Source organism: Microbacterium sp. 10L49, assembly GCF_056395125.1.
The window spans coordinates 380,892-407,019 of sequence record NZ_JBFTIW010000001.1; the positions used below are offsets into that span (position 1 = coordinate 380,892).

The following is a 26,128-nucleotide window of genomic DNA, read 5'->3' on the forward strand; positions in this document are numbered from 1 at the left end:
GTCAGGCCACCGGCTCCGGGGCCTCGAGCAGCTCCCAACCCTCGGTGATCACGCGGCCGTAGAGCACGTCGGGGTCGAGGCGGCGCAGCTCCTCGGCAAGGCACTCGCGCAGCGTGCGCCGCGGCAGGTGCAGCTCGTGGTCGGGCTGCCCGGGCTGGGTGAGCACGGCGGATCCCGGTACAGGGCGCTCCAGCAGGATGTCGCCGTTCGCACGGGTCAGGCGCACCGACTTGATGCCCTCGTGCCACACCTCAGGGCTCTCATACGCCCAGCGCACCGGCACATCGAGAGCGAGGCGCAGCCAGCCGGCCAGAAGCGCCGTGGACGGCGAGGCGGCGGACCCGCGTACCTCGATGGCCGTGACGTCTTCGTACGGCGGCTGATCCAGCACCGCCGCGAGCTGCTCGCGCCAGTGCGTGAGTCGGGTCCAGGCCAGGTCGGTGTCCCCAGGCACGTGCGTACGGCCGAGAACTTCGAGCTGAGCGCGCACGTCCTGCGCGGTAGCGGCATCGGTGATGCGGCGCTGCGCGATGCGGCCCAGGGGAGAGGCCGCAGGTGCTTCCGGAGCCTCGCGCGGCCACCACACCACCACGGGGGCGTCGGGCAGCAGCAGACCCGTGACGAGGCTCTCCTCGTTGCTCGCGGCGTCGCCGAAGGCGTGCAGCACGACGACCTCGCTCGCACCGGCGTCGCCGCCGACGCGGATCTGCGCATCGAGGTGGGAATCTCCGTCGCTCGTGGTCAGCACGATCACCCGCATCGGGTGCTCGCGGGATGCGTCGTTCGCGGCGTCGATGGCGGACTCGGCGACATCGTCGGTCGCGGCGATGATGAGCGTGAGCACGCGGCCGAGGGCGACGACGCCGCCCTCCTCGCGGGCCTTGACCAGGTTCTTCGCGACCTGGCTGGTAGTGGTGTCGGGCAGATCGATGATCACGGGCGCCTCCAGACACGTCCGTCGCGGGCGAGCAGGGCGTCGGCGGATGCCGGTCCCCAGGATCCGGGAGCGTACTGCTCCACGGGACCGCCCTCGGCGGCCCAGTACTGCTCCACGGGGTCGAGGATCTTCCAGCTGAGCTCGACCTCCTCATGGCGCGGGAACAGCGGCGGGTCGCCGAGCAGCACGTCCAGGATGAGCCGCTCGTACGCCTCGGGGCTGGCCTCGGTGAAGGCGTGTCCGTAGCCGAAGTCCATCGTCACGTCGCGGACATTGCTGCCGCTGCCCGGGACCTTCGAACCGAAGCGGAGGGTGACGCCCTCGTCCGGCTGCACACGGATGACCAGCGCGTTCTGGCCGAGCTCGGAGGTCTGTCCACTGCCGAAGAGGTGCTCCGGGGCGCGCTTGAAGACGACCGCGATCTCGGTGACGCGGCGGCCCAGACGCTTGCCGGTGCGCAGGTAGAAGGGCACCTCCGCCCAGCGCCGGGTGTTGATCTCGAGCTTCACCGCGGCGTAGGTCTCGGTGGCGGATTCCGGATCCATGCCGTCCTCGTCGAGGAACCCGGTGACCTGCTCACCACCCTGCCAGCCGCCCGCATACTGGCCGCGAGCCGTCGCGAGAGAAAGGTCGTCGGGCAGCGACACCGCCGCCAGCACCTTCTCCTTCTCGGCGCGCAGGTGCTCTGCGGACAGGCTGATCGGCTCCTCCATGGCGGTGAGGGCCAGCAGCTGCAGAAGGTGGTTCTGGATGACGTCGCGGGCAGCGCCGATGCCGTCGTAGTAGCCGGCACGGCCGCCGACGCCGATGTCCTCGGCCATCGTGATCTGCACGTGGTCGACGTAGTTGCGGTTCCAGATCGGCTCGTACAGCTCGTTCGCGAAGCGCAGCGCCAGGATGTTCTGCACCGTCTCCTTGCCCAGGTAGTGATCGATGCGGAAGATCGAGTCGGCCGGGAAGGTGCCCTCGAGCGCGTCGTTCAGCGCACGGGCCGAGGCCAAGTCGTGCCCGAACGGCTTCTCGATCACCACCCGGCGCCAGTGGTCGGCGTCCTCGTGGCCCTCGACGAGCCCCGAGTCGCGCAGCTGCTGCGCCACGAGCGGGAACTGGTTCGGCGGGATCGACAGGTAGTAGGCATGGTTGCCCATGGTGCCGCGTTCGACGTCGAGCTTCTCGACCGTCTCGCGCAGGCGTCGGAACGCGTCCGGGTCGCCGAACTCGCCCGAGACGAACCGGATGCCCTGCAGCAGCTGCGCCCACGTCTCCTCGCGGAACGGGGTGCGCGCATGCTCCTTGACGGCGTCGTAGACGACCTGGGCGAAGTCCTGGTCCTCCCAGTCGCGGCGGGCGAAGCCGACCAGGGCGAACCCGGGGGGCAGGAGGCCGCGGTTGGCGAGGTCGTAGACGGCGGGCATCAGCTTCTTGCGCGACAGATCGCCGGTGACGCCGAAGATCACCAGAGCGCTGGGCCCCGCGATCCGGCTCAGCCGGCGGTCGTCGGGATCGCGCAGCGGGTTGCGGCCGCGGGAGACGGGAACAGTCATCAGTGGGGGATTCTCCTGAGTGCTCTGTGGAATGCCTACTGCGCGGCCTCGAAGAGGTCGAGCACATCGTCCTGGGGTTCGGTGATCGTCAGGGTCACGACGGGGCGGCCGTGCGCGGCGAGCACACCGGCGTCGCCCGCGGCCTGTGCCTCGATGAGCTGGCCGAACGTGAATGGACGATCCGGGATCTCCAGATCCAGGTCCGTACGCTCCAGGATCTGCAGGAACACGCCCTGGGCAGGACCGCCCTTGTGATACTGACCCGTCGAATGCAGGAACCGCGGGCCCCAGCCGAAGGTGGTCGGACGTGCCGAGTCCGCGGCCACAAGTTCGCGCAGGCCCTGCAGCTGCGGCATCTCGAGGCGGTTCACGTAGGCCTGGATGGACACGTAGCCATCCGTCGGCAGCGTCTGCCACAGAGCGTCGAGCACCCCGGCGATCGTGCCGGACGTGAGCAGAGAGGCGTCGGACGCGCGCACCTCGACGCCGTCCTGCACGAAGGCTGCGGGCGACGGCTCCGGGCGCGCGTCCAGCAGCCCACGGGTGGCGACCTTCGCCGACTCCACGTCGGGCTGGTCGAACGGGTTGATTCCGAGCAGGTAGCCCGCGACAGCGGTGGCGTGCTCCCAGACCACGAACTGCGCGCCGAGCGTGCCGCTGACGAGGATCTCGCCGGGGTGGCGTTCGCGGAGGTGGAACTCGTCGGCATCGTCGACGAGGCGCACCAGCTGCAGGTCAACCGGCCGGTTCTCCACCTCGGGGGAGACGGGGAGCAGGACCACAGGAAGGATTCCCGTGCCCTCCTTGCCCGTCGACTCGGCGACGAGCTGCTCGATCCAATCGGGCAGACCCACGATGTGGGTGCCGTCGGTGATCAGACCCAGCTTGTCGCGGCGCGGCCCGCCCGGGGCCTGTGCGCTCGCGGCGATCGCCGCGCCGAGCAGCAGCGCCGGATTCTCGGCGGAGTCGATCGCGACCTGCAGCAGCGTGGCTTCGGCCTCGTCGAGCAGCTCGGTGATGTCCACGCCGGCGAGACCCGACGGCACCAGCCCGAATGCGGTGAGGGCGGAGTACCGGCCGCCGACGTTCGGATCGGCGTTGAACACCCGGTAGCCGGCGGCGCGCGCCGACTCGTCGAGAGGCGAGCCGGGATCGGTGACGACGACGATGCGCTCGACGGGGTCGATGCCGACATCGCTGAATGCCGCCTCGAACGTGCGGCGCTGCGAGTCGGTCTCGACCGTGGAGCCGGACTTGGACGACACCACGAGCACCGTGTCGGAGAGTCCTGCGTCGATCGCCGCGAGCACCTGCCCGGGCGAAGTCGAGTCGAGGATCGTGATGTCGATGCCGGCGGTCTGCGAGATGACCTCGGGAGCGAGTGAGGATCCGCCCATCCCCGCCAGCACGACCCGGGTGATGCCCTTCGCCGCGAGGTCGGCTCGGAGTGCCAGGATCTCCGGCACCAGGGGGCGCGAGACGCTCACGGCGTCGACCCAGCCGAGGCGGATGCTCGCCTCGGCCTCGGCGGCTTCGCCCCACACGGTCGGATCGCCGTTGGTGATCCGGGAGGCGATCAGCTCGCCCACCAGGCGCGGGACGACCTCGTCGATCGCCGCCTTCGGCGCCCCGGACGTGTGGATCTCGAAGCTCACCGCTGGGCTTCCAGTCCTTCGCGGACCTGGCCGAGCAGCTCGTGCCAGGAGTCGATGAACTTCGCGACGCCCTCGTCCTCGAGCACCTGGGTCACGTCGTCGAAGTCGACGCCGACCGCGGCGAGACCGGCGAACACCGCGCGGGACTCGTCGTAGGTACCGGTGACGGTGTCGCCGGAGACGACGCCGTGGTCGAAGGTCGCCTCGAGCGTCTTCTCCGGCATCGTGTTGACGACGTCGGCTGCGACGAGCTCGGTGACGTACAAGGTGTCGGGCAGCGCCGGGTCCTTCACACCTGTGGAGGCCCAGAGCGGTCGCTGGCGATTCGCACCGGCGGCGAGCAGGGCCGCGGCGCGGTCGCCCGCGAAGGTCTGCTCGTACAGCTCGTACGCGAGGCGAGCGTTCGCGAGACCAGCCTTGCTCTTGAGCGCGATGGCCTCGTCCGTGCCGATCGCAGTGAGGCGCTTGTCGGTCTCGGTGTCGACGCGCGACACGAAGAACGACGCGACCGACTGGATCGTCGAGAGGTCGATGTCGGCGGCCTTCGCCTGCTCGAGGCCCGCGAGGTAGGCGTCGATCACCTCGGCGTAGCGCTCCAGGCTGAAGATCAGCGTCACGTTGACGCTGATGCCGGCGGCGATCGCCGCCGTGATCGCGGGCAGCCCGGCCTTCGTCGCGGGGATCTTCACGAGCAGGTTCGGGCGATCGACCTTGGCCCAGAGCTCCTTGGCCTGAGCGATGGTGCCTTCGGTGTCGTGCGCGAGGTCGGGGGAGACCTCGATCGACACGCGGCCGTCGATGTGCCCGGTCTCCTCCCACACCGGGCGGAACACGTCGAGGGCGTCGCGGACGTCCTGCGTGGTCGCCTCGAAGATCGCCTCTTCGGCGCTTGCACCGGAGGCGGCGAGCTGCGCGACCTGACTGTCGTACGAGGTGTCGTCGGGGTTGGTGATCGCGTTCGCGAAGATCGTCGGGTTGGTGGTCACACCCACGACGTTGCGCGTGGCGATGAGCTCGGCGAGGTTGCCGGACGTGATGCGGCTGCGGGACAGATCGTCGAGCCAGATGCTGACGCCTGCGGCGGAGAGGGCTGCGGTGGGGGTGGTCATGCGGATCTCCTCTTACGTATTGCTCAAGCGGCCGCGGAAGCGGCGATGGTCTCGTGGGCGGCCGCGATGACGGCCTCCGTGGTGATGCCGAACTTCTGGAACAGGGTCTTGTAGTCGGCGGAGGCCCCGAAGTGGTCGATTCCAACCGAGCGGCCGGTCGAGCCGACGATGCCGTGCCAGCTGAGGGTGGATCCGGCTTCGACCGAGACGCGAGCCTTGACGCCCGACGGCAGCACCGCCTCGCGGTAGGCCTCGTCCTGCTCGGCGAACCACTCCAGGGACGGGGCGGACACCACGCGGGCGTTGACGCCCTCGGCGGCCAGAGCCTCGCGGGCGGCGACGGCCAGCTGCACCTCGGATCCGGTCGCGATGAGGATGACGTCCGGCGTGCCGTTCGGAGCCTCGGCCAGGACGTATGCGCCTCTGACCGTGTTCGACGCCGCGGCGAAGGTGTCACCCGATGCCTCGCCCGTGCCGCGCGCGAAGTTCGGTACGTTCTGCCGGGTCAGCGCGATGCCGGTGGGGCCGCCGTGGCGGCGCAGGATCTCCAGCCAGGCGGCGGCGGTCTCATTGCCGTCGGCCGGGCGCACCACGGTCAGGTTGGGGATCGCGCGCAGCGAGGCGAGCTGTTCGATCGGCTGATGCGTGGGGCCGTCCTCGCCGAGTGCGACCGAGTCGTGCGTCCACACGAACACGCTCGGCACGTTCATGAGCGCGGCCAGGCGCACCGCGGGGCGCATGTAGTCGCTGAAGATGAGGAACGTGCCGCCGAACGGCCGGGTCGGGCCGTGCAGCACGATACCGTTCAGGATCGAGCCCATGGCGTGCTCGCGGATGCCGAAGTGCAGCACGCGACCATAGGGGCTGCCGTCCCAGTCGTGGGTCGACCAGGTCGCGGGGATGAAGGACTTGGCGCCTGCGATCGTCGTGTTGTTGGATCCGGCCAGGTCGGCGGATCCGCCCCACAGCTCGGGGAGCTCGGGGGCGAGGGCGTTGATGACCTTGCCGGACGCCGCGCGCGTCGCGAGTTCGGTGCCCGCCTCGAACACGGGCAGCGCGTCCTCGATGCCCTCGGGCAGCTTGTGTGCCTCGAGCCGGTCCAGGAGCGCCTTGCGCTCCGGGTTCGCCGCGGCCCAGGCATCGAAGTCCTGCTGCCACGCGGCGCGCTCGGAGGCGGCGCGGGCGCCGAGCTCACGGGTGTGCTCGATCACCGCGTCCTCGACGACGAACGACTTCTCCGGATCGAAGCCCAGCACGACCTTGGTCTCGGCGACCTCGTCCGCGCCGAGGGCGTTGCCGTGCACGGACTCGGTGCCCTTCTTGTTGGGCGCCGGCCAGCCGATGATCGTGTTCAGGATGATCAGAGACGGCTTGGAGGTCTCCGCCTTGGCCTGCTCGATCGCGTCGAAGAGCTCCTTCACGTCCTCGACGTAGGTGCCGGTGCGCACCCAGTCCACGTGCTGCACCTGCCAGCCGTACGACTCGTAGCGCTCGCGCACGCCCTCGGTGAAGGCCACGTTGGTGTCGCCCTCGATCGAGATGCGGTTGGAGTCGTAGATGGCGATGAGGTTGCCGAGCTGCTGGTGGCCCGCGAGCGAGGAGGCCTCGCTCGTCACGCCTTCCTGCAGATCGCCGTCTCCGGCGATCACGTAGACGTAGTGGTCGAAGGGGCTCGTGCCGGCGGCGGCCTCAGGGTCGAACAGGCCGCGCTCGTAGCGGGCGGCGTAGGCGAAGCCCACCGCCGAGGCGAGGCCCTGGCCGAGCGGTCCCGTCGTGATCTCCACGCCCTTGGTGTGGCCGTACTCCGGGTGGCCCGGGGTCAGCGAGCCCCAGGTGCGGAGCGCCTCGAGGTCGGTCAGCTCGAGGCCGAATCCGCCCAGGTAGAGCTGGATGTACTGCGTGAGGGAGGAGTGCCCCACGGACAGGACGAACCGGTCGCGCCCGATCCAGTGGGTGTCGGCGGGGTCGTGGCGCAGGACGCGCTGGTAGAGCAGATAGGCCACGGGGGCCAGGCTCATGGCCGTACCCGGATGACCGTTCCCGACCTTCTGCACGGCATCCGCCGCCAGAACCCGAGCGGTGTCCACCGCGCGCCGATCGATCTCTTCCCACAGCAGTTCCGACACTCCAGAGCCCTTTCGAAGACAGTGTGTGCGCCCGCTGTCTGCGCGCCACCCGCGACATCACGGAAGGGCTGGCACGTTGACGGGCGCGCGAGTGTTTTCAGCATAGTGCGGACGCATCGCCGTGTGCCCGGTCACGACACATTGTTGCGCGACGCGCCTCGCAGCGGTGCTCGGGGCGGGAAGGAGGGGCGGGCCGGACCCGCACCGTGGCGTAGGATGAATGAGTTCCTGTGTGCGCATGAAGGAGGCGGTCAGCATCGCGACCACCATCGAGTCCGTCGCCGCCGAGCGCTCTCTGAAGCGGACCATCAAGGCCTACGTCGAGCTGACCAAGCCCCGTGTGCTCGAGCTCCTGCTCGTCTCCACCGTGCCGGTGATGTTCCTCGCGCAGCACGGCCTGCCGAACCTGTGGCTGGTCGCGGCCACGGTGATCGGCGGATCCCTGAGCGCCGGATCCGCCGCATCCTTCAACATGTACATCGATCGCGACATCGATGCGCACATGCACCGCACGGAGAAGCGCCCGCTGGTGACCGGCGAGGTCTCCCCGCGCGGAGCCCTGGTGTTCTCCTGGGTGCTCGCCGTCGCCTCCACCGTCTGGCTCTGGCTGACCACGAACTGGGTCGCCGCCGTGCTCTCCGCCGCCGCGATCTTCTTCTACGTCGTGATCTACACGATGATCCTCAAGCGCCGCACCGAGCAGAACATCATCTGGGGCGGCATCGCCGGATGCTTCCCCGTGCTCATCGGCTGGGCGGCTGTCACCGGATCGCTGGACTGGCCGGCCTTCGTGCTGTTCGTGCTGGTGTTCCTGTGGACTCCGGCGCACTACTGGCCGCTGTCGATGAAATACAAGGACGACTACGACGACGTCGACGTGCCCATGCTCGGCGTCACCCGCTCCGCATCGCAGGTGGGGCTGCAGGTCATCCTGTACGCGTGGGCGACCCTGGCCTGCTCCCTGCTGCTGATCCCGGTGGCTGGGATGGGCCTGGTCTACACCGTGTCGGCGCTGGTGTTCGGCGGGTGGTTCGTGTACGAGTCGCACCGGCTGTACGCGCAGGCGGTGAAGGGCGCATCGGCCAAGCCGATGCGCGTCTTCCACGCCTCCATCACCTACTTGACGCTGATCTTCGTGGCCGTCGCGATCGATCCGTTGCTGCCCTTCTGAGCCTCCTCGGTCGTCGCCTCGTCGGCTTCGGTCTCGATCTGCTGCTCCCGCTCGATCTCGTGCGGCGCGACAGGTGCGTCGAGCGCCCCCTCGGGGTCGAGTTCGGGCTCCGGCCCGAGGTCGACGTCGTCGAACGCGAGAGGCGCCCTGTCGACGGGCTGCGCCGTGGCGGCGCCGAGCAGGGTGGAGAGGACCGTGAGCGCGAGGGCGAGCAGCACGCCCAGCGCACCCGCCCCGATCAGGGCCGAACCGAGCACGATCCAGGACTGACCCCCGTACACCTCGAGCCCGGTCGCACTGCCGTCCTTGAGGGTGGCGGTCATGGTGCCGAGATGGTCGAGGACGGTGAGAACCCCTGCGGCGATGAGGCCGATCGAGGCGACGACGAGGATCCAGAACGGGAGGCTGCGATTCAATGCGCGTGTCATGGACCCAGCCTCACGGGCGAACTCGTGCGTCCGGTCTGCATCGCCTATGAGGCCGGTATGCGTCCGACGCCGACGCGATCCGCTGCACCACGCACGTGCGGATCAGGGGGAGAGGTCCCGGCGTCCCTGCGCCGGGACCCGCGTCCCCAGCACGCAGGTGAGGATCCGTCCCTGATCCCGAACATCCTGCTAGCGTCCAGAACACATTCCAACTGACCTGATCAGGACGGCGCAAGGACCGGTTCGCGCGCTGTCCGCAAGAGGACATGACATGAGCGACGACGAGCTGCTGGATCTGCTGCTGCGCGAGCGCCCCTTCGACGTGCATGCGGTCGTCGCGCGTTCCGGGCTCGACCACGGACTCGCGCTCGCGAGTCTGGAGCGCCTTGCCGAAGCGGGAAGCCTGTCGTTGCAGGACGAGCTGATCCTGCTCAACCCCCCGGTGCACGCCGCGGCGATCGCGATCGAACGGGTGCTGCAGTCCGAGCGCGCCCAGGCGCAGTCCCGCAGCGACCAGCTCGCGGCGATCGTGGACGCCGTGGCCCGTCGCACCTCGTCCTGGAACTTCGGCGAGGCGGTGGCTCAGGACCGGCTCTCGCTGCAGAGCGCCCACGGCCCGCACGCCGCCGAGGACCTGTGGTTCGCCGTCCAGGCATCCCGGGTGGGTTCCAGTGGTCGGGTGCGGGCCGTGCTCACCGACCTCGACCGGTATCGCGCGAGCAGTCCCGAGCGCAGCAGGGCGTTCGCCGCGGCGATGTCGACATACTCCTCGGTGCAGGCGATCATCCCTGCGATGCCGCTCGACGAGCAGCTGTCCGCCATGGTGCGCGCGTTCGGGGACTCCGGTGTGGAGTTCCGCATGCTGCCGGATCCGCCGAGTTGGTTCTGGGTGGACGACCTGGATGTCACCGGGGTGCCGTTGGTGTGGGGCGAGACGGCGCCCCAGAGCGTGCTCGCCGTCGCGAGCCCTGTGATCGCCGGGATGGCGAAGGCCTACTTCGCGGAGCTCTGGCAGCAGGCCAGTCCGGTCGAGAAGGATCCGGGCGGGTACGGACAGCTGCTGCACCGGATGCGACGGGGGATGACCCTGGACGCGGCGTCGCGCTCACTCGGGATCACGCCGCGCACCGGGCGGCGCAGGATCGCGGCGGCGATGGAGCGTTACGGTGTGGTGACACTGTTCGCCCTCGGGGTCGCCTGGGCGCAGGACGGCAGCCCGGGAGCCGAACGGAGTGCCGGCTGACGGACGACGGGGTCAGCCGCGAGTGCGCGAGGACCCGGCGTCCGCGGTGCCCGCGTCCGGAGCGCCGGCGGCTGCGGGCCAATTCGTCCCGGGGCGCTTCAGCCGCAGCACGAGGACCGTGCACGCCGCGACGAGGATCGCAGCCAGCACCATGTGCACGCCCACGGCGAGCGGAGGCAGCGCGTTGCGCGCCTGGTAGAGGCCGACGGCGATCTGCACCAGCTCGATCGCGAGCAGGACGATCACCGCGTTGCGGATCGCAGAGAGCGAGTTCGCCAGGGCGATCACGAGCAAGGCAAGGGTGAGCGCGAACAGGGCGTACGCCGGCCAGGAGTGCACGTGCTCGAGGAGGGTCGCGTCGAAGCCGTTGCGCAACGTCACCGCGGGGTCCCCCGAGTGCGGGCCCGCGCCGGTGGTGAGCACCCCGAAGAGCACCGTCAACGCCAGCACGAACGAGGTGATGTGAGTGAGGATCGCGACGCCCTTCGGAACGGCGCGCACCCGTGTCCCGCGCGGCTGCCGCATCCGCACCAGGAAGGCCGCCGACACGGCGACCAGCACGAGCGACACGAGGTAGTGGAACGCGACCATGTTCGGGTGCAGCTGGAAGATGACCAGGATCCCGCCGACCGCGGCCTGCACCAGCACGCCCGCGAAGATGATCCATGACATGACCCAGAGATCGCGTCGTTCCGCGCGGAAGCGGGAGATGAGCACGATCACGGCAATGGCGGCGAGACCGACGAAGAAGCTGAGTCCGCGGTTGCCGAACTCGATCAGGGAGTGGTAGCTCTGCGCGGCTGTCGGGAACAGCGAGTCCGGCGTGCACAGCGGCCATTTGCAGCCGAGGCCGGAATCGGTGAGGCGCACGGCACCGCCGGTGCCGACGATCGCCACTTCGAGAAGGAACGAGACCCAGGCGGCGATCCGCACGCGGAGGTCGACCCGATCGGGAAGCCAATCATGGACTCGGCCCAGGAATCCGGAGCGGGTACGGCGGGCGGGCGGTGTCACGATCTCGGGCATGGCTCCTCCGGAACCCTTCCGGCGGGCGCACTGCGGCCCGGATGTCGGAGGGAACCTGTAGAATCTCAGGTGTCGGCGATGGTCGCAGGAGCGCGGAATGCGCATGGCTCTGCCATCGACAACAGTTTAGGCGCGAATGCTTTGCGTCCATGATGAGGGCCCAGAAGCGGCACCCGTTCCCCTGCAGACTCGATGGGAGCGACGGTGTGCCGGGGCGGATGAACCGTTACGGCCCAAGAGGAGAGTGTGATGTCGGATGTGCTGATCGACCGCCCGGAGCTGGATGGTCTGGGGGTGTACGAGTTCGGCTGGCACGACACGGATGCGGCCGGCGCGACCGCGCGACGCGGCCTTTCCGAGGATGTGGTGCGAGGCATCTCGGCGCTCAAGAGCGAACCGGAATGGATGCTGAAGACGCGTCTGAAGGGCCTGCAGCTCTTCGGCCGCAAGCCGATGCCGACCTGGGGTGCCGACCTCAGCGAGATCGACTTCGACAACATCAAGTACTTCGTGCGCTCCACGGAGAAGCAGGCGCAGAGCTGGGAAGACCTCCCGGAGGACATCCGCGAGACCTATGAGCGCCTCGGCATCCCCGAGGCCGAGCGTCAGCGCCTGGTGGCCGGTGTGGCCGCGCAGTACGAATCCGAGGTCGTCTATCACCAGATCCGCGAGGATCTGGAGCAGCAGGGCGTCATCTTCATGGACACGGACACCGCGCTGCGCGAGCACCCCGAGTTCTTCGAGGAGTATTTCGGCACCGTGATCCCCGCCGGCGACAACAAGTTCGCGGCGCTGAACACCGCGGTGTGGTCCGGTGGATCCTTCGTGTACGTGCCCAAGGGCGTGCACGTGGAGATCCCGCTGCAGGCCTACTTCCGGATCAACACCGAGAACATGGGCCAGTTCGAGCGCACGCTGATCATCGCCGACGAGGACAGTTACGTGCACTATATCGAGGGCTGCACCGCCCCGATCTACAAGAGCGACTCGCTGCACTCCGCGGTCGTCGAGATCATCGTCAAGAAGAACGCCCGTGTGCGTTACACGACGATCCAGAACTGGTCGAACAACGTCTACAACCTGGTCACCAAGCGCGCCGTCGCGCACGAGGGCGCGACCATGGAGTGGGTGGACGGAAACATCGGCTCCAAGGTGACGATGAAGTACCCGTCGATCTACCTGATGGGCGAGCACGCCAAGGGCGAGACCCTCTCCGTCGCCTTCGCCGGTCCCGGTCAGCATCAGGACGCCGGCGCGAAGATGATCCACATGGCGCCGTACACGCAGTCGTCGATCGTGTCGAAGTCCATCGCCCGTGGCGGCGGCCGCGCCGGCTACCGCGGCGAGGTCAGGGTGGATGCGAACGCGCATCACTCCGCCAACACGGTGCGCTGCGACGCGCTGCTCGTGGACACGAAGTCCCGCAGCGACACCTACCCGGCCATCGACATCCGCGTCGACGACGTGCAGCTCGGCCATGAGGCCACGGTCTCCAAGGTCAGCGAGGAGCAGCTCTTCTACCTGCAGTCCCGCGGCATGCCCGAGGACGAGGCGATGGCGATGATCGTGCGCGGCTTCATCGAGCCGATCGCGCGCGAGTTGCCGATGGAGTACGCGATGGAACTCAACAAGCTCATCGAGATGGGCATGGAAGGATCGGTCGGCTGAATGACCGCCGCTACGACCGCGCCCGTTGAGGCGCAGGATACGCACGCCCACATCGACCCCGCCGCCCAGGTCGCGAACGCAGCCACCGCGCCGGTGCAGACCCGCTCCGAGCGGCCGCACTCGTTCGACGCGGCCGACTTCGGCGTGCCCACCGGTCGCGAGGTGAACTGGAAGCACACACCCGTCGCGCAGCTGACCGGGCTGTTCCAGACCAGCTCCGACAGCGACGGTGTCACGGTCGATGTGACGCCTTCCCGCTACCTCCGTACGGCACTCGGCTTCGGCGATGCCCCGCGCGGCGAGTTCTTCCGTCCCGAGGACGTCGTCTCCGCAGTCGCCTGGCAGGGCGGCACCGAGGCGCAGCACATCGCCATCCCCGCCGACGAGGAGATCGCCGAGCCGATCTTCGTGCAGCTGGTGGGGCAGGGCGCCGAGCTGCGCGCCGATCAGCACATCGTGATCGAGGCCGGCCCGAACAGCTCGGCGACGGTCGTGCTCCGGCACACTGGATCCGCCCAGCTCGCCCAGAACGTCGAGATCCTCGTGCGAGACGGCGCCCGGCTCACGGTCGTGAGCGCGCAGGAGTGGGCCGACGACGCGATCCACGCCTCGGCGCACCAGGCCCGCGTCGACCGCGATGCGTCGCTCACGCACTTCGTGGTGAGCTTCGGCGGCGGTGTCGTGCGCGTCAACCCGAACGTCGAACTCGCCGGAGCCGGATCCGAGGCACGCCTGTACGGTCTGTCCTACGCGGACGCCGGTCAGCACCTGGAGAGCCAGGTCTATATGCACCACAAGGGCGCGCACACGATCGGCGACGTGCTGTACAAGGGCGCGCTGCAGGGTCAGGGCGCGCACAGCGTGTGGATCGGCGACGTGCTCATCGGTCCCGACGCGACCGGTACCGACTCCTACGAGGCGAACCGCAACCTGGTGCTCACCGAGGGCGCACGCGCCGACTCGATCCCGAACCTCGAGATCGAGACCGGCGACATCCTGGGTGCGGGCCACGCCAGCGCCACCGGACGCTTCGACGACGAGCAGCTGTTCTACCTGCAGGCGCGCGGGATCACCGAGGAGGAGGCGCGCCGCCTCGTCGTCCTCGGCTTCCTCAGCGACATCGTGCAGCGTCTCGGCGTGCCCTCCCTCGAAGAGGAGCTGCTCGCCGCGATCGAGCTCGAGCTGCAGGCGGTGAACGCGTGACCGCCCAGCGGGCCTGCGCCGTGAGCGACCTGCAGGAGGACACTCCGCTGCGCGTCGAGCTCGACGGGGTGCCGATCGCGGTCGTGCTCGACTCCGAAGGGCAGATCCACGCGATCGGTGACACCTGCACGCACGGTGACATCTCACTGTCCGAGGGGTTCGTTGAGGGCACCACGCTGGAGTGCTGGGCCCACGGCTCTGCGTTCTCGCTGTGCTCGGGCAAGCCGCTGAACCTTCCGGCCTACGAGCCGGTCCCGGTGTACGTCACGGAGATCGTCGGAGACGACCTCATGATCGACCCCACCGTCACGAAGGATGTCAGCGGCCTCTGAGCCCGGCATCCGCACACGAAGCTTCACGAATACGAAGGAACCATCCATGACCGTCCTGGAGATCAAGGACCTGCACGTCACCGTCGAGACCGAGGCGGGCACCACGCCGATCCTCAACGGCATCACCCTCACCATGCGCACGGGCGAGACCCACGCCATCATGGGCCCGAACGGATCCGGCAAGTCCACCCTGGCGTACACGATCGCGGGTCACCCGAAGTACACCGTCACGAGCGGTTCGATCACGCTCGACGGTGAGGACGTCCTCGCGATGAGCGTCGACGAGCGCGCTCGCGCGGGTCTCTTCCTCGCCATGCAGTACCCGGTCGAGATCCCGGGTGTCACCGTCACCAACTTCCTGCGCACGGCGAAGACCGCGCTGGACGGCGAGGCGCCCTCGATCCGCCAGTGGACCAAGGACGTGAAGGCGTCCATGGCGAACCTGCGCATGGACCCGAAGTTCGCGCAGCGCAACGTCAACGAGGGCTTCTCCGGCGGTGAGAAGAAGCGGCACGAGATCCTCCAGCTCGAGGTGCTCAAGCCGAAGATCGCCGTGCTCGACGAGACCGACTCCGGCCTCGACGTCGACGCGCTGAAGATCGTCTCCGAGGGCGTCAACCGCGCCAAGGAGCAGACGGACCTCGGCGTCCTGCTGATCACGCACTACACCCGCATCCTGCGCTACATCCGCCCCGACTACGTGCACGTGGTCGTCGCGGGCAAGATCGTGGAGGAGGGCGGTGCGGAGCTCGCCGACCGTCTCGAGGACGAGGGCTACGATCGCTTCCTCGACCCCGCCGCTCCCATCGAAGCGTAGGCTGAAGGCATGACGGCAACGCTGACCGGAGAGAAGTACGACGAGGTCACCGAGGCGCTCAAGGACGTCGTGGACCCGGAGCTCGGGATCAACGTCGTCGACCTCGGTCTCATCTACGACCTCTCCTGGGACGAGGAGAATGACGCCCTCGTCATCCACATGACGCTCACGAGCGCCGGGTGCCCTCTGACCGATGTGCTCGAGGAGCAGACCGGTCAGGCGCTGGACGATGTCGTCGACCGCTTCCGCATCAACTGGGTGTGGATGCCGCCGTGGGGCCCCGAGCGGATCACCGACGACGGGCGCGACCAGATGCGTGCGCTCGGCTTCGCGATCTGACACGCTTCGACCGAAGGGTCTGACGCCGTATGACGGCGTCAGACCCTTCGGCGTTCCCGCGTCGATAGTCTCGAAGGGTGACTTTCGCCGCCGCACGCACCGCAGCCCTCCGCGCGCTGCCGCTCGAACAGCTTCGTCGCCGCTCCAGCACCAAATGGCGTACCTATCCGGACGACGTGCTGCCGCTGTTCGTGGCGGAGACGGACTTCCCCCTGGCCGAAGCGATCACCGAGCGTCTGCACCAGGCGATCGAGCTGGGCGACACCGGATACACCCCGCCCGACCCCGGCCTGCGGGACGCGTTCGTCGCGTACGCGCAGCGCCGGTTCGGCTGGAGCGTGCAGGGCTCGCACATTAGATCCACGTGCGACGTGATGATGGGCGTGGTCGAGATCCTGCGCGCGGTGCTGGCACCGGGGGACCGGGTGGTCGTGGCGCCGCCGGTGTATCCGCCGTTCTTCGACTGCATCGAGGAAGCCGGCGGCGTCGCGGAGCGCGTGCCGCTCCTGGACTCGGACGGATCCTGGGTCCTCGACGTCGACGGCATCGAACGCGCCCTCGCCGGCGGTGCGCGCGCCGTGCTGCTGTGCAACCCGCACAACCCCACCGGCACGGTGCACAGCCGCGCCGTGCTGGCGCGGCTGGCGGAGATCGCCGCGGCACACGGGGCCGTCGTGGTGAGCGACGAGATCCACGCGCCGTTGGTGCAGCCGGGAATCGACTTCACGCCGTTCCTCGCCGCGTCACCGCTCGCGGCGGAGATCGGCTACGCGGTCACCAGTGCGAGCAAGGCATACAACCTCGCCGGGTTGAAATGCGCGATCATGGTCACCGCGAGCGAGCAGACCGCCGCTGTGGTGCGCGGACTGCCGCCCGAGGTGGAGTGGCGCACGGGCCTCTTCGGCGCAATGGCGGCGGTAGCCGCCTGGGATCCCGCGAGCGACGCCTGGCTGGACGGCCTCCTCGTCGCCCTCGATGAGAACAGGCGACTGCTCGGTCGACTGCTCGCCGAGCACATCCCGGGTGCACGCTACCGCCTCCCGGATGCGGGCTATCTCGCCTGGGTCGACCTCCGCGACCTCGGCTGGGGCGACGACCCCGCCGGCCGGATACTGCGCGAGGCGAAGGTCGCGCTCAACCGCGGACCGACATTCGGCGCGGAAGGACGCGGGCATGTCCGCATCAATCTGGGCTGCTCGCCGGAGGTGCTGACCGAAGCCGTGCTCCGGATCGCGGCGCTGGTGCGCGGGTGACCACGCCGGCCCCCGCCGCGACCATCTGGGACCGCCACCGACTCGGCATCACCGTCGGATCCGTCGTGCTCATCTTCCTCGGCGCCATCGAGGCGCTGGCGGTGACGACGGTCATGCCGCTGGTCGCGGCCGATCTGCACGGTGATGCGCTGTACGCGGTGGCCTTCGCCGGGACGCTGGCGACCGGCGTCATCGGCATGGTCGCCAGCGGGGCATGGAGTGACAGGGTCGGCCCGAGGGCGCCGCTGTACACGGCCGTCGCGCTGTTCATCGTGGGGCTGGTGATCGCGGGGGCCGCCACCGACATGTACACGCTGGTGCTGGGCCGGCTCATCCAAGGACTCGGCGGTGGCGGGCAGACGGTCGCACTGTACGTCGTGGTGGCGCGGGTCTACCCTCCGTCACTGCACGGGCGCATCTTCGCCGCCTTCGCGGCCGCCTGGGTCGTCCCGTCGATGATCGGCCCGTTCCTCGCCGGTGCCGTCGCGCAGTTCGTGCACTGGCGCTGGACCTTCCTCGGCGTCGCCGTGCTGAACGTGATCGCATTCCTGCTCGTCATCGTCCGGCTCCGCGCCGTCGACCTGCGCACGCAACAGGATCACGCCGCCCCTGCGGACACGGCGCCGTCCGCAGGGCGGATCGGCGTCCGGATCCTGCTCTCCGTCGTCGTCGCGGTCGCCGCGGTCGCCGTCGGGTTCGCCTCCGATGCCGCCCCTGCCGTCGGCTGGCCCGTCGCCCTCGCGGCGATCGTCGCCATCGCCCTCGCGATCCGCCCCTTGCTTCCGTCCGGGGCGCTGCGTGCGGCGCCGGGACTTCCCAGTGTCGTGCTGATGCGCGGCCTCGTCGCCGGTGCGTTTTTCGCGGCAGAGGCCTACGTGCCCAGGATGCTCATGGAGCGGTTCGATTTCAGCCCCACCATCGCCGGACTCGCCCTGACCACGTCCGCCCTCGCCTGGTCGGCGGCGTCCGCCGTGCAGGGACGGTACGGCGAGAGGCTGGGCAGCCGACGGATGGTCGTCATCAGCCTGACGCTGCTGTCGGCGTCGCTCCTCGGGCTCGTCGCCCTCGCCGTCACGAGGTCGATGCCGTGGGCGGTCGTGGTGCTCTGGGGGATCGCGGGCGGCGGAATCGGGCTGCTCTACCCCCGTCTGAACGTGCTCACGCTGGCCTACTCGACGCCTGCGGACGAAGGGTTCAACTCCTCGGCGCTCTCGATCTCGGATTCGACGGGATCCGCGGTGACGATCGCCCTCGCGGGGCTGCTGTTCGTGAGCCTGCCGATCGGCGGTTCGGGGTTCCCTGCGGTGTTCGCCGTGTCGGCAGCCGCCATCGTGATCGCGGTGCTGCCCGGGCTGCGGATCGGGGACGGACCCGGTGCGACCGACGCGGATGCCGTCAGCGCGGTGTCGAGGCCAGATCCGCACCGCGGCTGAGCAGGGTGATCCCCGCGTCGAACACCGCGGCGTCATGGCCACCGCGGTCCAGGGCGCCCGTGGAACTCGCGGCGCCATAGCTCTCGCCGTGCATGCGCTGCTGCACGAGGGTGGTGTGGCCCAGGATGAACTGCAAGACGGCCGTGGCCGCGAGACCCGCGTCGGGAAGCGTCGGCGACAGCGCCGCGCGGAGCGCGTCCTCTGCGCGGGAGGGCCCGGGACGCAGAGCCGCGGAGCTCATGACGACCTCGGCGCCGTCGCGGTACGACAGCAGGGCATCGCGTACGGCGTGCGCCGCATCGAGCAGGTCCTCACCGGGGGTCGGTTCGGGGATGCCCGCGAGGATCCGGTCCGAGACGGCTGACAGCAGGTCCTGCTTGCTGTCGAAGTGCCAGTAGAGGGCACTCGCCTGCACCTCGAGCTCCGTGGCGAGGCGTCGCATGGTCAGATCAGGCAGGCCATAGCGGTCGAGCAGCTCGAGGGCGACGCCGATGATCTGCTCGCGATCGTGGCGTCCGGTGCGCGCAGGGGTCATGCGGATGAGTATACTGAACGCCGTTCAGGTGAACACTGTTCAGGAAGCGCGCCGGCCGTGACCGATCCGCCGCGCGCATGCAGATCCGAAGGGGAACCCATGACCTCGACCTCCCGTCCGTGGGGCGCCGACGCCGCCCGCATCGCCGTCTTCGCAGCGCTGATCATCGCACTGGGGCTCGTGATCTTCCCGCTGCCCGGGGGAGTGCCGATCACCGGACAGACGCTCGGCGTCATGCTCGCCGGCCTGATCCTCGGTCCGCGTCTGGCGCCGTTGTCCGTGCTCGCCGTCCTCGCCCTGGCCGCGATCGGCCTTCCGGTGCTGGCGGGCGGCCGAGGCGGCCTGGGGGTGTTCGTCGGTCCGAGCGCAGGGTACTTGCTGGGCTGGATCGCGGGCGTCGTCGTGATCGGACTGGTCCTTGGTTCGCGTCGTGTCACGTGGTGGCGAGCGGGTCTGGCCGCCGTGCTCGGGGGTATCGGAGTCGTGTACCTGTTCGGGATCCCCGTACAGGCGCTCGTCACAGGCGTACCGCTCGGCGCCACGGCGCTGTCGAGTCTCGTCTTCCTTCCGGGAGACCTGATCAAGGCGGCCGCCGCCACCGTGCTGTGCGTCGCGCTGCAGCGGGCTTATCCGCGGGCGTTCCTGCGGACGGCTGCGCGTGTCGCCTGACGTCGAGCTCAGCGCGGTCTCGCTGCAGCTGGACGGGCGGACGATCCTCGACGACGTGTCGATGACGCTGACGGCGCGAAGGACCGCCGTGATCGGCGCGAACGGATCCGGCAAGTCGAGTCTCGTCCGGCTGCTGAACGGGCTTCACGTCGCGACGACCGGATCCGTGCGCGTGGCAGGCCTGGATCCGGCGCGGAACACGCGCGAGGTGCGACGCCGGGTGGGCTTCGTGTTCGCGGATCCGGAGGCTCAGATCCTGATGCCGACGCCCGCGGAGGATCTGGCGCTGTCGCTGCGGGGCCTCCCCGCGGATGAGCGCACCGCGCGCGTGGAGGAGGCGCTGGACTGGTGCGGCCTGGGCGCGCTGCGCGACGCGCCCGCGTCGGAGCTCTCCGGTGGTCAGAAGCAACTGCTCGCCCTGGCCTCGGTGCTGATCGGCCGTCCGGAGCTCGTCGTCGCCGACGAGCCCACCACGCGCCTGGACCTGCGCAACAGCCGCCGCATCGGCGATGCGCTGCTGCAGCTGGAGGCGCCTCTCGTCCTGGTGACCCATGACCTCGACCTCGCCGGGCGCTGTGATGAGGTCGTGCTGATCGAGCAGGGGCGCGTGCTCGCGCAGGGCGCGCCGGACGACGTGATCTCCGCATACCTGCAGGTCTGCGCCTGAGGGCCCTGGGATGATCTCGCTCTACCGTCCCGGATCCGGCTTCCTGCACCGGACGCCCGCGGGGGTCAAGCTCGCGCTCCTGGCGCTGAGTGCGTTCTCCTTCTCGTTCGTCCCGGCGACGCAGGGCGCCGGCATCGCCGTCGGCGGTGCGGCGGCGGCGATCAGCGCGCTGTTCCTGCTGGGCGGGCTCGGCGCTCGCGCTCTGGGGGAGGCCTGGTGGCGTCTGCGCTGGTTGGTGCTCATCCTGGGCGCGACGCTCGTGGTCTTCGTGGGCATCCCGGCGGCGATCGTGAACACGGGTCGGCTCGTTGCGCTCCTGCTGCTGGCCGAACTGCTCACCCGCACCACATCGACCAGCGAGCTGATGGCGGTCATCGCATGGCTGCTCCGACCGCTGCGACCGCTCGGGGTCAACCCCGAGGCCGTGGCCCTCGTCCTGTCGCTGACTCTCACGATGGTCCCGGTCGTCGGCGGCTTCGTGCGCCGCGTCCGCGAAGCGCAGGAAGCCCGCGGAGTGCGACTGGGGCCGCGGATGGCTGTTCCCCTGCTCGTGCGCACGCTGCGGCACGCCGACGCGGTGGGGGAGGCCCTCGCCGCGCGGGGGCTGGACTGAGGCCCGCTCGTCCCGTCCCCGGCACGCAGATCCGGCCCAGCCACGCGTCCTATACTGGGAGGCTGGCCATCCGGCCGCTCACCCCCTTCTGAAGAACGGACGTCTGCTGTGCTCGCCGTGCACGATCTCGAGATCCGCGTGGGAGCGCGTCTCCTCATGGAGAACGTCTCCTTCCGCGTCGCCGACGGCGACAAGATCGGTCTCGTCGGCCGCAACGGCGCCGGCAAGACCACGCTCACGAAGGTGCTGGCAGGAGATCTGATCTCCGCCGACGGCAAGGTGGAGCGCAGCGGTGAGCTCGGGTACCTGCCGCAGGATCCTCGTTCCGGCGATCCGGAGATGCTCGCACGCACCCGGATCCTGGATGCACGCGGCCTCGGCTCCCTGCAGCTCGGCATGCGCGAGGCTTCGGAGCAGATGGGCTCGTCGGATCAGGCCGTCGCCGAGAAGGCGATGAAGCGATTCGGGAACCTGACCGAGCGGTTCGAGGCGCTGGGTGGCTACGCCGCCGAGGCGGAGGCCGCGTCGATCGCGAACAACCTGTCGCTGCCGGACCGGATCCTCGACCAGCCGCTCAAGACGCTCTCCGGCGGTCAGCGGCGGCGCATCGAGCTTGCCCGGATCCTGTTCTCCGATGCCGAGACCATGATCCTGGACGAGCCCACCAACCACCTCGACGCGGACAGCGTGGTGTGGCTGCGCGAGTTCCTGAAGGGTTACAAGGGTGGGCTGATCGTGATCAGCCACGACGTGGAGCTCGTCGGCGAGACGGTGAACCGGGTGTTCTACCTGGATGCGAACCGTCAGATGATCGACATCTACAACATGAACTGGAAGAACTACCTGCGCCAGCGGGTGGCCGATGAGGAGCGCCGCAAGAAGGAGCGTGCGAACGCCGAGAAGAAGGCGACCTCGCTGCAGCAGCAGGCCGCCCGGTTCGGCGCGAAGGCCAGCAAGGCCGCCGCCGCGCATCAGATGGTCGCCCGTGCGGAGAAGCTGCTTTCGGGGCTCGACGAGGTGCGCCAGGTCGAGCGCGTCGCCAAGCTGCGCTTCCCGAAGCCGGCGCCCTGCGGCAAGACCCCGCTCATGGCCTCGGGGCTGTCGAAGTCCTACGGTTCGCTGGAGATCTTCACCGATGTCGACCTGGCGATCGACCGCGGCTCGAAAGTCGTCGTACTCGGTCTCAACGGCGCCGGCAAGACGACGCTGCTGCGCATACTCGCAGGGGTCGACCAGCCCGACACCGGTCAGCTCGAACCCGGGCACGGCCTCAAGGTCGGCTATTACGCGCAGGAGCATGAGAACCTCGACGTCTCCCGCTCGGTGCTGGAGAACATGATGTCGGCCGCCCCCGACATCAATGAGACCGAGGCGCGCAAGGTGCTGGGATCGTTCCTGTTCACCGGCGACGACGTGCTCAAGCCGGCGGGCGTGCTCTCCGGTGGCGAGAAGACCCGTCTGTCACTCGCGACGCTGGTCGTCTCGGCGGCGAACATGCTGCTGCTCGACGAACCCACGAACAACCTCGACCCGGCCTCTCGCGAAGAGATCCTGGGTGCGCTCGCGCACTACGAGGGCGCCGTCGTGCTCGTCTCCCACGACCCCGGTGCGGTGCAGTCGCTCAACCCGGAGCGGGTGCTGATCCTGCCCGACGGTGTCGAGGACATCTGGTCGCAGGAGTACCAGGACCTCATCGAGCTCGCCTGACGCTCGACCGCCGTCGCTCTCGGAGCGGCGACGACGCGGAGGTGCGAATCGAGCGCCTCAGTGCTGCTCGACGGCGTCCAGCAGGGCGTCCTCGTCGGCCATGTCGCGGTCGCGGCGGCGCCGCGGCCCGCGCGGGGCGCGACCGGCGGCCTCGTCGCGGTGCTTGACGACCTCGGTGCGGATCACGTATCCGATGAAGATGAAGCCCATGATCGCGAACAGGATCCACTGGATCGCGTAGGAGAGGAACGGACCGGGGTCGTCGGAGGGTGCTTCGAAGGCGTGCGGGCGGGTGGCCGGCGCAGGGGACTCGCTGACGAGTTCTCCGTATGCGCCGGTGTCGACGGCGGACCCGTCGCCGATCTTGTCCGCCACGAGTGCGAGGTTGATGCTGGGCACCTGGCCCTCAGGGGCCCCGCGGCCCGACGGCGGCAGCGGTTCGGCGGGACGCAGCCGTGCGACCACCGTGGCTTCTCCGGCGGGAGGCGCCGGGATCGACGTCGGCACGTCGGATCCGTCCCCGGCGATCACCCAGCCGCGATTGACGATGAACACGCGTCCGTCGTCGGTGCGGAACGGCACGAGCACTTCGAAGGCACTGGTGCCGCCGTGCGGTCGGTTGCGCACCAGCAGCTGTCCCGATGGCTCGTACCGGCCGTGCAGCTCGACCGGGTGCCACTGCGCCTTCTCGGGAAGAGCCTCTCCCGGCGCCAGCATTTCGCCGAGCGGCACGGGCTTCGCATGGTAGTTCTGCTGCACCAGCTCGAGCTGCGTCTGACGGCCGTCATTGCGGGAGAACTGCCAGTTCGACAGATAGGCGCACACGACCGCGAAGACGAGTGCGACGGCGAGGTACGCGCTCCAGCGGAGCAGGCGCTGGCGCATCATTCGAGTTCGCCCTCACCCACGGCCGTGTCGATGCGCGCCGGGAAGTCGCGGGCGCGCAGATAGTCGTACAGGAACCTCAGGTGCTCGCCGCACGCGAGCCACACCTTCTCCCTCTCGGGTCCGTGGATTCGCGGGTTGCGCCACACGATCCGATGCGTCGCCGCCGCGCGACAGCCGGCACGCGAGCATTTCAGGACGGGTTCCCTGGGGTTCACGAGCGCGGCTCGGCGGGATGCGCGACGGTCTCGGAGATCGTGATCACCGAGGGCTCCTGCGACGCGGAGGGCCGCTCCTCGGCAGGGGCCTCGATCTCGATGCGCGGCGATTCGACGCCGGTGGGTACGGAGTCGTCGCCGGCATTGGCGAAGACGACCGCGATGTACGGCAGCACGGCGGCGGCGATGCCGAACGCCCAGGTCCACCAGCCCATCGGCTGCACCACGAACATCAGCACGAAGCAGATCATGCGGATCGACATCGTGATCACGTAGTGGCGCACACGATTCCTCGCCTCGTCACGCGGTGCGCGCGGGAGGGAGGTCACGGCGGCGTCTGGAGTCCTTCTCACGATGACTCCAGCCTACGCCGCCGCGACCGGGCGGGATGCCGGGGGCGGCGGATCAGTAGCTGCTGCTGCCCTGCGAGATGCCGTAGATGATCAGCAGGAGGAAGCCCACGCCGATGATCAGGTTGAGGACCGCGCCGACGTAGCCGAGCACGAGGCCGGTGATCGCGAGAGCCTTGCCGCCGAGCGCCGAATCACGCTTGATCCTCCCCAGAGCCATGTGGCCCGTGATGATCGCGGTGAGCGATGCGAGGAAGGGGATCACGATGTAGGCGAGCCAGCACAGGAGTACGCCCGCGATGCCGCAGATGAGAGCCGTGATCGCAAGGCCGTTCGACTTCAGCGGCGCAGCGTACGGCTGGCCGTACGGCTGCGCATACGACGGCGCGGGGTATCCGGGGGACGCGGGGGCGGCACCCGGATAAGACGGCGCAGTCGACTGCTGCGGCGCGGGGTAGGCCGGCTGCTGCGGGGCCGAGGCCGGGTAGCCCGGCGCCGGCGGCACCGGAGCCTGCGGGGCGGCGGCCGGGTAGGCGGGCTGCTGCGGGGGCACCGGCGCGCCGGGATAGGCGGGGGGCTGCTGGCCCTGGGGCGGGATGCCGCCGTTGTCGTTGCTCATGCTGCTCCTCGCGGTCGATCACAGAGACTGGTCACCTCACAGATTCGCGTGCCGTCAGGGCTCTGTCAATTCCTGCCGCCACTTCCGCTCGATAGGCTTGCGTGCCGTACACCTCGATTCTTGGGAGCCCGCATGAGCACTGATCGCGTCGTCCTCGTCACCGGCGGAAACCGCGGCATCGGTCGCGCGATCGCCGAGCGCTTCGTGCGTGACGGCTACCGCGTCGCCGTCACCGCGCGCAGCGGCGAAGGTCCCGAAGGCACACTGACCGTGCGCGCCGACGTCACCGACGCGGCGGCCGTGGACGCGGCGTTCACGGAGGTCGAGCAGAAGCTCGGCCCCGTGGAGATCGTCGTCGCGAACGCGGGCATCACGAAGGACACGCTGCTGCTGCGGATGAGTGAGGACGACTTCGACAGCGTCGTCTCGACGAACCTGGGCGGATCGTTCCGCGTCGTGAAGCGCGCGTCGAAGGGGATGCTCAAGGCGCGGTTCGGTCGGGTGATCCTCATCTCCAGCGTGGTCGGGCTCTACGGCTCGGCGGGGCAGATCAACTACGCCGCGTCGAAGAGCGGGCTGGTCGGCTTCGCGCGCTCCCTCACCCGCGAGCTCGGCGCCCGCGGGATCACCGCGAACGTCGTCGCGCCCGGATTCATCGAGACCGACATGACCGCCGAGCTGCCCGAGGACACGCAGAAGCAGTACAAGGCCAGCATCCCTGCGGGCCGCTTCGCCTCGGCCGACGAGGTGGCCGGTGTGGTCACCTGGCTCGCCTCCGATGACGCCGCATACATCTCCGGCGCCGTGATCCCGGTCGACGGCGGCCTCGGCATGGGGCACTGAAGCAGTCCTGACGGGCCGAGCCGGCGGGGATCGCTGCTGTCAGTGCACAGCCGCGACCAGGAGCTCTGCGAGCCGCTCCGGCGCCGAATACTGCGGCCAGTGGCCGGATCCGATCCGCACGACCTCGGCGTTGCGGATGCTGCGGTATTCGTCGCCGTACGAACCCCACTGCTCGAGGTATCCCTCGAGTTCGGGCTGAGTGAGCGATCCCATGAGCAGCGTCACAGGCACGTCGTAGCGACGCGGATCCGTGAGCGCGATCGGATCCGTCGGCACCTGTGCCGGCACGCTCTGCGCGGTCTCGGCAGCCGCCGCCCGCGCCCGGGCATCGAGGTCGGCGACGTCATCGGCGTCGAAGAAGTCCCAGCCCGGGAACGGGATCACTCCGTCGACGACGGGGAACTCGCTGATGCCGCTGCCGGGCGGAGGCGGGACGGTGTCGACGAACACGGCGCGACGCACGCGATCGGGCCGGGCGTCGACGGCGCCCCAGATGACGTTGCCGCCTCCGGAATGGCCGACGAGCACCACATCGCCCGCGGATTCGTCGATCGCGGCGACCACCGTGTCGACCCAGTCGCTCATGCGGATGCCGGACGATTCCGGCGCAGGGACGCCGGCTCCGGGCATGGTCAGCGGGCGCGGAGTATGACCGGCGCCGCGAAGCGGTTCGAGCACGGGTGCCCACGAGTCGGCGTCGAGCCACAGGCCGGGAACGAGGAGGATGTCCATGGATCC

At 69.4% G+C, this 26,128-nt stretch carries 27 protein-coding genes; 14 read left to right on the forward strand and 13 right to left on the reverse strand.

Annotation, left to right across the window (positions count from 1 at the left end):
- Position 1: 1 nt before the first annotated feature.
- From AC1DCT_RS01815 to tkt, 5 genes are read right to left on the reverse strand one after another with little or no spacing between them, the layout of a single operon-like run.
- The gene (locus AC1DCT_RS01815; RefSeq protein WP_440731675.1) at positions 2 to 937 is read right to left on the reverse strand and encodes a glucose-6-phosphate dehydrogenase assembly protein OpcA; all 936 of its coding nucleotides are present in this window, start codon (positions 935 to 937) and stop codon (positions 2 to 4) included.
- Positions 934 to 2,481, reverse strand: coding sequence for a glucose-6-phosphate dehydrogenase (gene zwf, locus AC1DCT_RS01820; protein ID WP_233309394.1), 1,548 nt, complete (start codon positions 2,479 to 2,481; stop codon positions 934 to 936). Before zwf ends, AC1DCT_RS01815 begins: the two co-directional genes overlap by 4 nt.
- Positions 2,482 to 2,516: 35 nt before the next feature.
- The gene (locus tag AC1DCT_RS01825) at positions 2,517 to 4,136 is read right to left on the reverse strand and encodes a glucose-6-phosphate isomerase (RefSeq protein WP_477427166.1); all 1,620 of its coding nucleotides are present in this window, start codon (positions 4,134 to 4,136) and stop codon (positions 2,517 to 2,519) included.
- Positions 4,133 to 5,245, reverse strand: coding sequence for a transaldolase (tal, locus tag AC1DCT_RS01830; protein ID WP_477427168.1), 1,113 nt, complete (start codon positions 5,243 to 5,245; stop codon positions 4,133 to 4,135). The genes AC1DCT_RS01825 and tal overlap by 4 nt, the downstream gene beginning before the upstream one ends.
- Positions 5,246 to 5,268: 23 nt before the next feature.
- Positions 5,269 to 7,371, reverse strand: coding sequence for a transketolase (tkt, locus tag AC1DCT_RS01835; RefSeq protein ID WP_477427170.1), 2,103 nt, complete (start codon positions 7,369 to 7,371; stop codon positions 5,269 to 5,271).
- Positions 7,372 to 7,609: 238 nt separating this feature from the next.
- On the opposite strand from tkt, the gene AC1DCT_RS01840 reads away from it, so the two are divergent.
- The gene (locus tag AC1DCT_RS01840; protein ID WP_477229335.1) at positions 7,610 to 8,542 is read left to right on the forward strand and encodes a heme o synthase; all 933 of its coding nucleotides are present in this window, start codon (positions 7,610 to 7,612) and stop codon (positions 8,540 to 8,542) included.
- Here AC1DCT_RS01840 and AC1DCT_RS01845 read toward each other — a convergent pair.
- Positions 8,488 to 8,970: a dinucleotide-utilizing enzyme gene (locus AC1DCT_RS01845; RefSeq protein WP_441975846.1), complete on the reverse strand. Its 483-nt coding sequence runs from the start codon at positions 8,968 to 8,970 to the stop codon at positions 8,488 to 8,490. The two genes, AC1DCT_RS01840 and AC1DCT_RS01845, sit on opposite strands and share 55 nt — an antisense overlap.
- Before the next feature lie 271 nt (positions 8,971 to 9,241).
- Here AC1DCT_RS01845 and AC1DCT_RS01850 point away from each other — a divergent pair, with 271 nt between their 5' ends.
- A complete protein-coding gene (locus AC1DCT_RS01850; RefSeq protein ID WP_477427172.1) occupies positions 9,242 to 10,213 on the forward strand; it encodes a hypothetical protein in 972 nt (323 codons plus the stop codon).
- Positions 10,214 to 10,225: 12 nt separating this feature from the next.
- Here the strand turns inward: AC1DCT_RS01850 and AC1DCT_RS01855 are convergent, their stop codons facing one another.
- On the reverse strand, positions 10,226 to 11,239 hold the full coding sequence (locus tag AC1DCT_RS01855) for a COX15/CtaA family protein (protein ID WP_477427173.1): 1,014 nt from the start codon (positions 11,237 to 11,239) through the stop codon (positions 10,226 to 10,228).
- A 249-nt stretch (positions 11,240 to 11,488) separates the two neighbouring features.
- Between AC1DCT_RS01855 and sufB the strand changes: the two genes are divergently transcribed.
- The 7 genes from sufB to AC1DCT_RS01890 all read left to right on the forward strand — a co-directional run bounded on the left by sufB (position 11,489) and on the right by AC1DCT_RS01890 (position 18,284).
- Positions 11,489 to 12,907, forward strand: coding sequence for a Fe-S cluster assembly protein SufB (gene sufB / locus AC1DCT_RS01860; protein ID WP_440731682.1), 1,419 nt, complete (start codon positions 11,489 to 11,491; stop codon positions 12,905 to 12,907).
- Entirely contained in the window at positions 12,908 to 14,110 is a 1,203-nt protein-coding gene (gene sufD, locus AC1DCT_RS01865) for a Fe-S cluster assembly protein SufD (RefSeq protein WP_441975849.1), read from the forward strand.
- A complete protein-coding gene (locus AC1DCT_RS01870) occupies positions 14,107 to 14,442 on the forward strand; it encodes a non-heme iron oxygenase ferredoxin subunit (RefSeq protein WP_292721013.1) in 336 nt (111 codons plus the stop codon). The genes sufD and AC1DCT_RS01870 overlap by 4 nt, the downstream gene beginning before the upstream one ends.
- Before the next feature lie 46 nt (positions 14,443 to 14,488).
- Complete coding sequence (sufC, locus tag AC1DCT_RS01875; protein ID WP_440731684.1) at positions 14,489 to 15,259, forward strand: Fe-S cluster assembly ATPase SufC; 771 nt, start codon at positions 14,489 to 14,491, stop codon at positions 15,257 to 15,259.
- Between the two features lie 9 nt (positions 15,260 to 15,268).
- Positions 15,269 to 15,598, forward strand: a complete 330-nt coding sequence (locus tag AC1DCT_RS01880; RefSeq protein ID WP_045252088.1) for a metal-sulfur cluster assembly factor — start codon at positions 15,269 to 15,271, stop codon at positions 15,596 to 15,598.
- 77 nt (positions 15,599 to 15,675) lie between these two features.
- Positions 15,676 to 16,851, forward strand: coding sequence for a MalY/PatB family protein (locus AC1DCT_RS01885; RefSeq protein WP_441975850.1), 1,176 nt, complete (start codon positions 15,676 to 15,678; stop codon positions 16,849 to 16,851).
- Entirely contained in the window at positions 16,848 to 18,284 is a 1,437-nt protein-coding gene (locus tag AC1DCT_RS01890; RefSeq protein WP_477427176.1) for an MFS transporter, read from the forward strand. Before AC1DCT_RS01885 ends, AC1DCT_RS01890 begins: the two co-directional genes overlap by 4 nt.
- Here the strand turns inward: AC1DCT_RS01890 and AC1DCT_RS01895 are convergent.
- Entirely contained in the window at positions 18,247 to 18,819 is a 573-nt protein-coding gene (locus AC1DCT_RS01895; protein WP_477427178.1) for a TetR family transcriptional regulator, read from the reverse strand. The genes AC1DCT_RS01890 and AC1DCT_RS01895 overlap by 38 nt on opposite strands.
- A gap of 99 nt (positions 18,820 to 18,918) precedes the next feature.
- Here AC1DCT_RS01895 and AC1DCT_RS01900 point away from each other — a divergent pair, with 99 nt between their 5' ends.
- From AC1DCT_RS01900 to AC1DCT_RS01915, 4 genes are all read left to right on the forward strand, one after another.
- Positions 18,919 to 19,488 (forward strand): biotin transporter BioY, encoded by a 570-nt coding sequence (locus AC1DCT_RS01900; RefSeq protein ID WP_477427180.1) that lies wholly within the window; start codon positions 18,919 to 18,921, stop codon positions 19,486 to 19,488.
- Positions 19,478 to 20,155 (forward strand): energy-coupling factor ABC transporter ATP-binding protein, encoded by a 678-nt coding sequence (locus AC1DCT_RS01905; protein WP_477229139.1) that lies wholly within the window; start codon positions 19,478 to 19,480, stop codon positions 20,153 to 20,155. Before AC1DCT_RS01900 ends, AC1DCT_RS01905 begins: the two co-directional genes overlap by 11 nt.
- 10 nt (positions 20,156 to 20,165) lie before the next feature.
- Positions 20,166 to 20,768, forward strand: a complete 603-nt coding sequence (locus AC1DCT_RS01910) for an energy-coupling factor transporter transmembrane component T family protein (RefSeq protein ID WP_441975855.1) — start codon at positions 20,166 to 20,168, stop codon at positions 20,766 to 20,768.
- A gap of 108 nt (positions 20,769 to 20,876) precedes the next feature.
- The gene (locus AC1DCT_RS01915; protein WP_441975856.1) at positions 20,877 to 22,475 is read left to right on the forward strand and encodes an ABC-F family ATP-binding cassette domain-containing protein; all 1,599 of its coding nucleotides are present in this window, start codon (positions 20,877 to 20,879) and stop codon (positions 22,473 to 22,475) included.
- Positions 22,476 to 22,532: 57 nt separating this feature from the next.
- On the opposite strand, the gene AC1DCT_RS01920 is transcribed toward AC1DCT_RS01915, so the two are convergent.
- From AC1DCT_RS01920 to AC1DCT_RS01935, 4 genes are all read right to left on the reverse strand, one after another.
- Positions 22,533 to 23,363: an SURF1 family cytochrome oxidase biogenesis protein gene (locus tag AC1DCT_RS01920; RefSeq protein WP_440731692.1), complete on the reverse strand. Its 831-nt coding sequence runs from the start codon at positions 23,361 to 23,363 to the stop codon at positions 22,533 to 22,535.
- A complete protein-coding gene (locus AC1DCT_RS01925; RefSeq protein WP_440731693.1) occupies positions 23,360 to 23,509 on the reverse strand; it encodes a hypothetical protein in 150 nt (49 codons plus the stop codon). The genes AC1DCT_RS01920 and AC1DCT_RS01925 overlap by 4 nt, the downstream gene beginning before the upstream one ends.
- A 65-nt stretch (positions 23,510 to 23,574) precedes the next feature.
- Positions 23,575 to 23,907, reverse strand: a complete 333-nt coding sequence (locus tag AC1DCT_RS01930; protein ID WP_440731694.1) for a DUF3099 domain-containing protein — start codon at positions 23,905 to 23,907, stop codon at positions 23,575 to 23,577.
- A 76-nt stretch (positions 23,908 to 23,983) separates the two neighbouring features.
- Complete coding sequence (locus AC1DCT_RS01935; RefSeq protein WP_477427182.1) at positions 23,984 to 24,547, reverse strand: DUF4190 domain-containing protein; 564 nt, start codon at positions 24,545 to 24,547, stop codon at positions 23,984 to 23,986.
- A gap of 132 nt (positions 24,548 to 24,679) precedes the next feature.
- Between AC1DCT_RS01935 and fabG the strand changes: the two genes are divergently transcribed.
- Positions 24,680 to 25,390 (forward strand): 3-oxoacyl-ACP reductase FabG, encoded by a 711-nt coding sequence (gene fabG, locus AC1DCT_RS01940; protein WP_440731696.1) that lies wholly within the window; start codon positions 24,680 to 24,682, stop codon positions 25,388 to 25,390.
- 39 nt (positions 25,391 to 25,429) lie between these two features.
- On the opposite strand, the gene AC1DCT_RS01945 is transcribed toward fabG, so the two are convergent.
- Entirely contained in the window at positions 25,430 to 26,122 is a 693-nt protein-coding gene (locus AC1DCT_RS01945; protein ID WP_477427184.1) for an alpha/beta fold hydrolase, read from the reverse strand.
- Positions 26,123 to 26,128 lie beyond the last annotated feature (6 nt).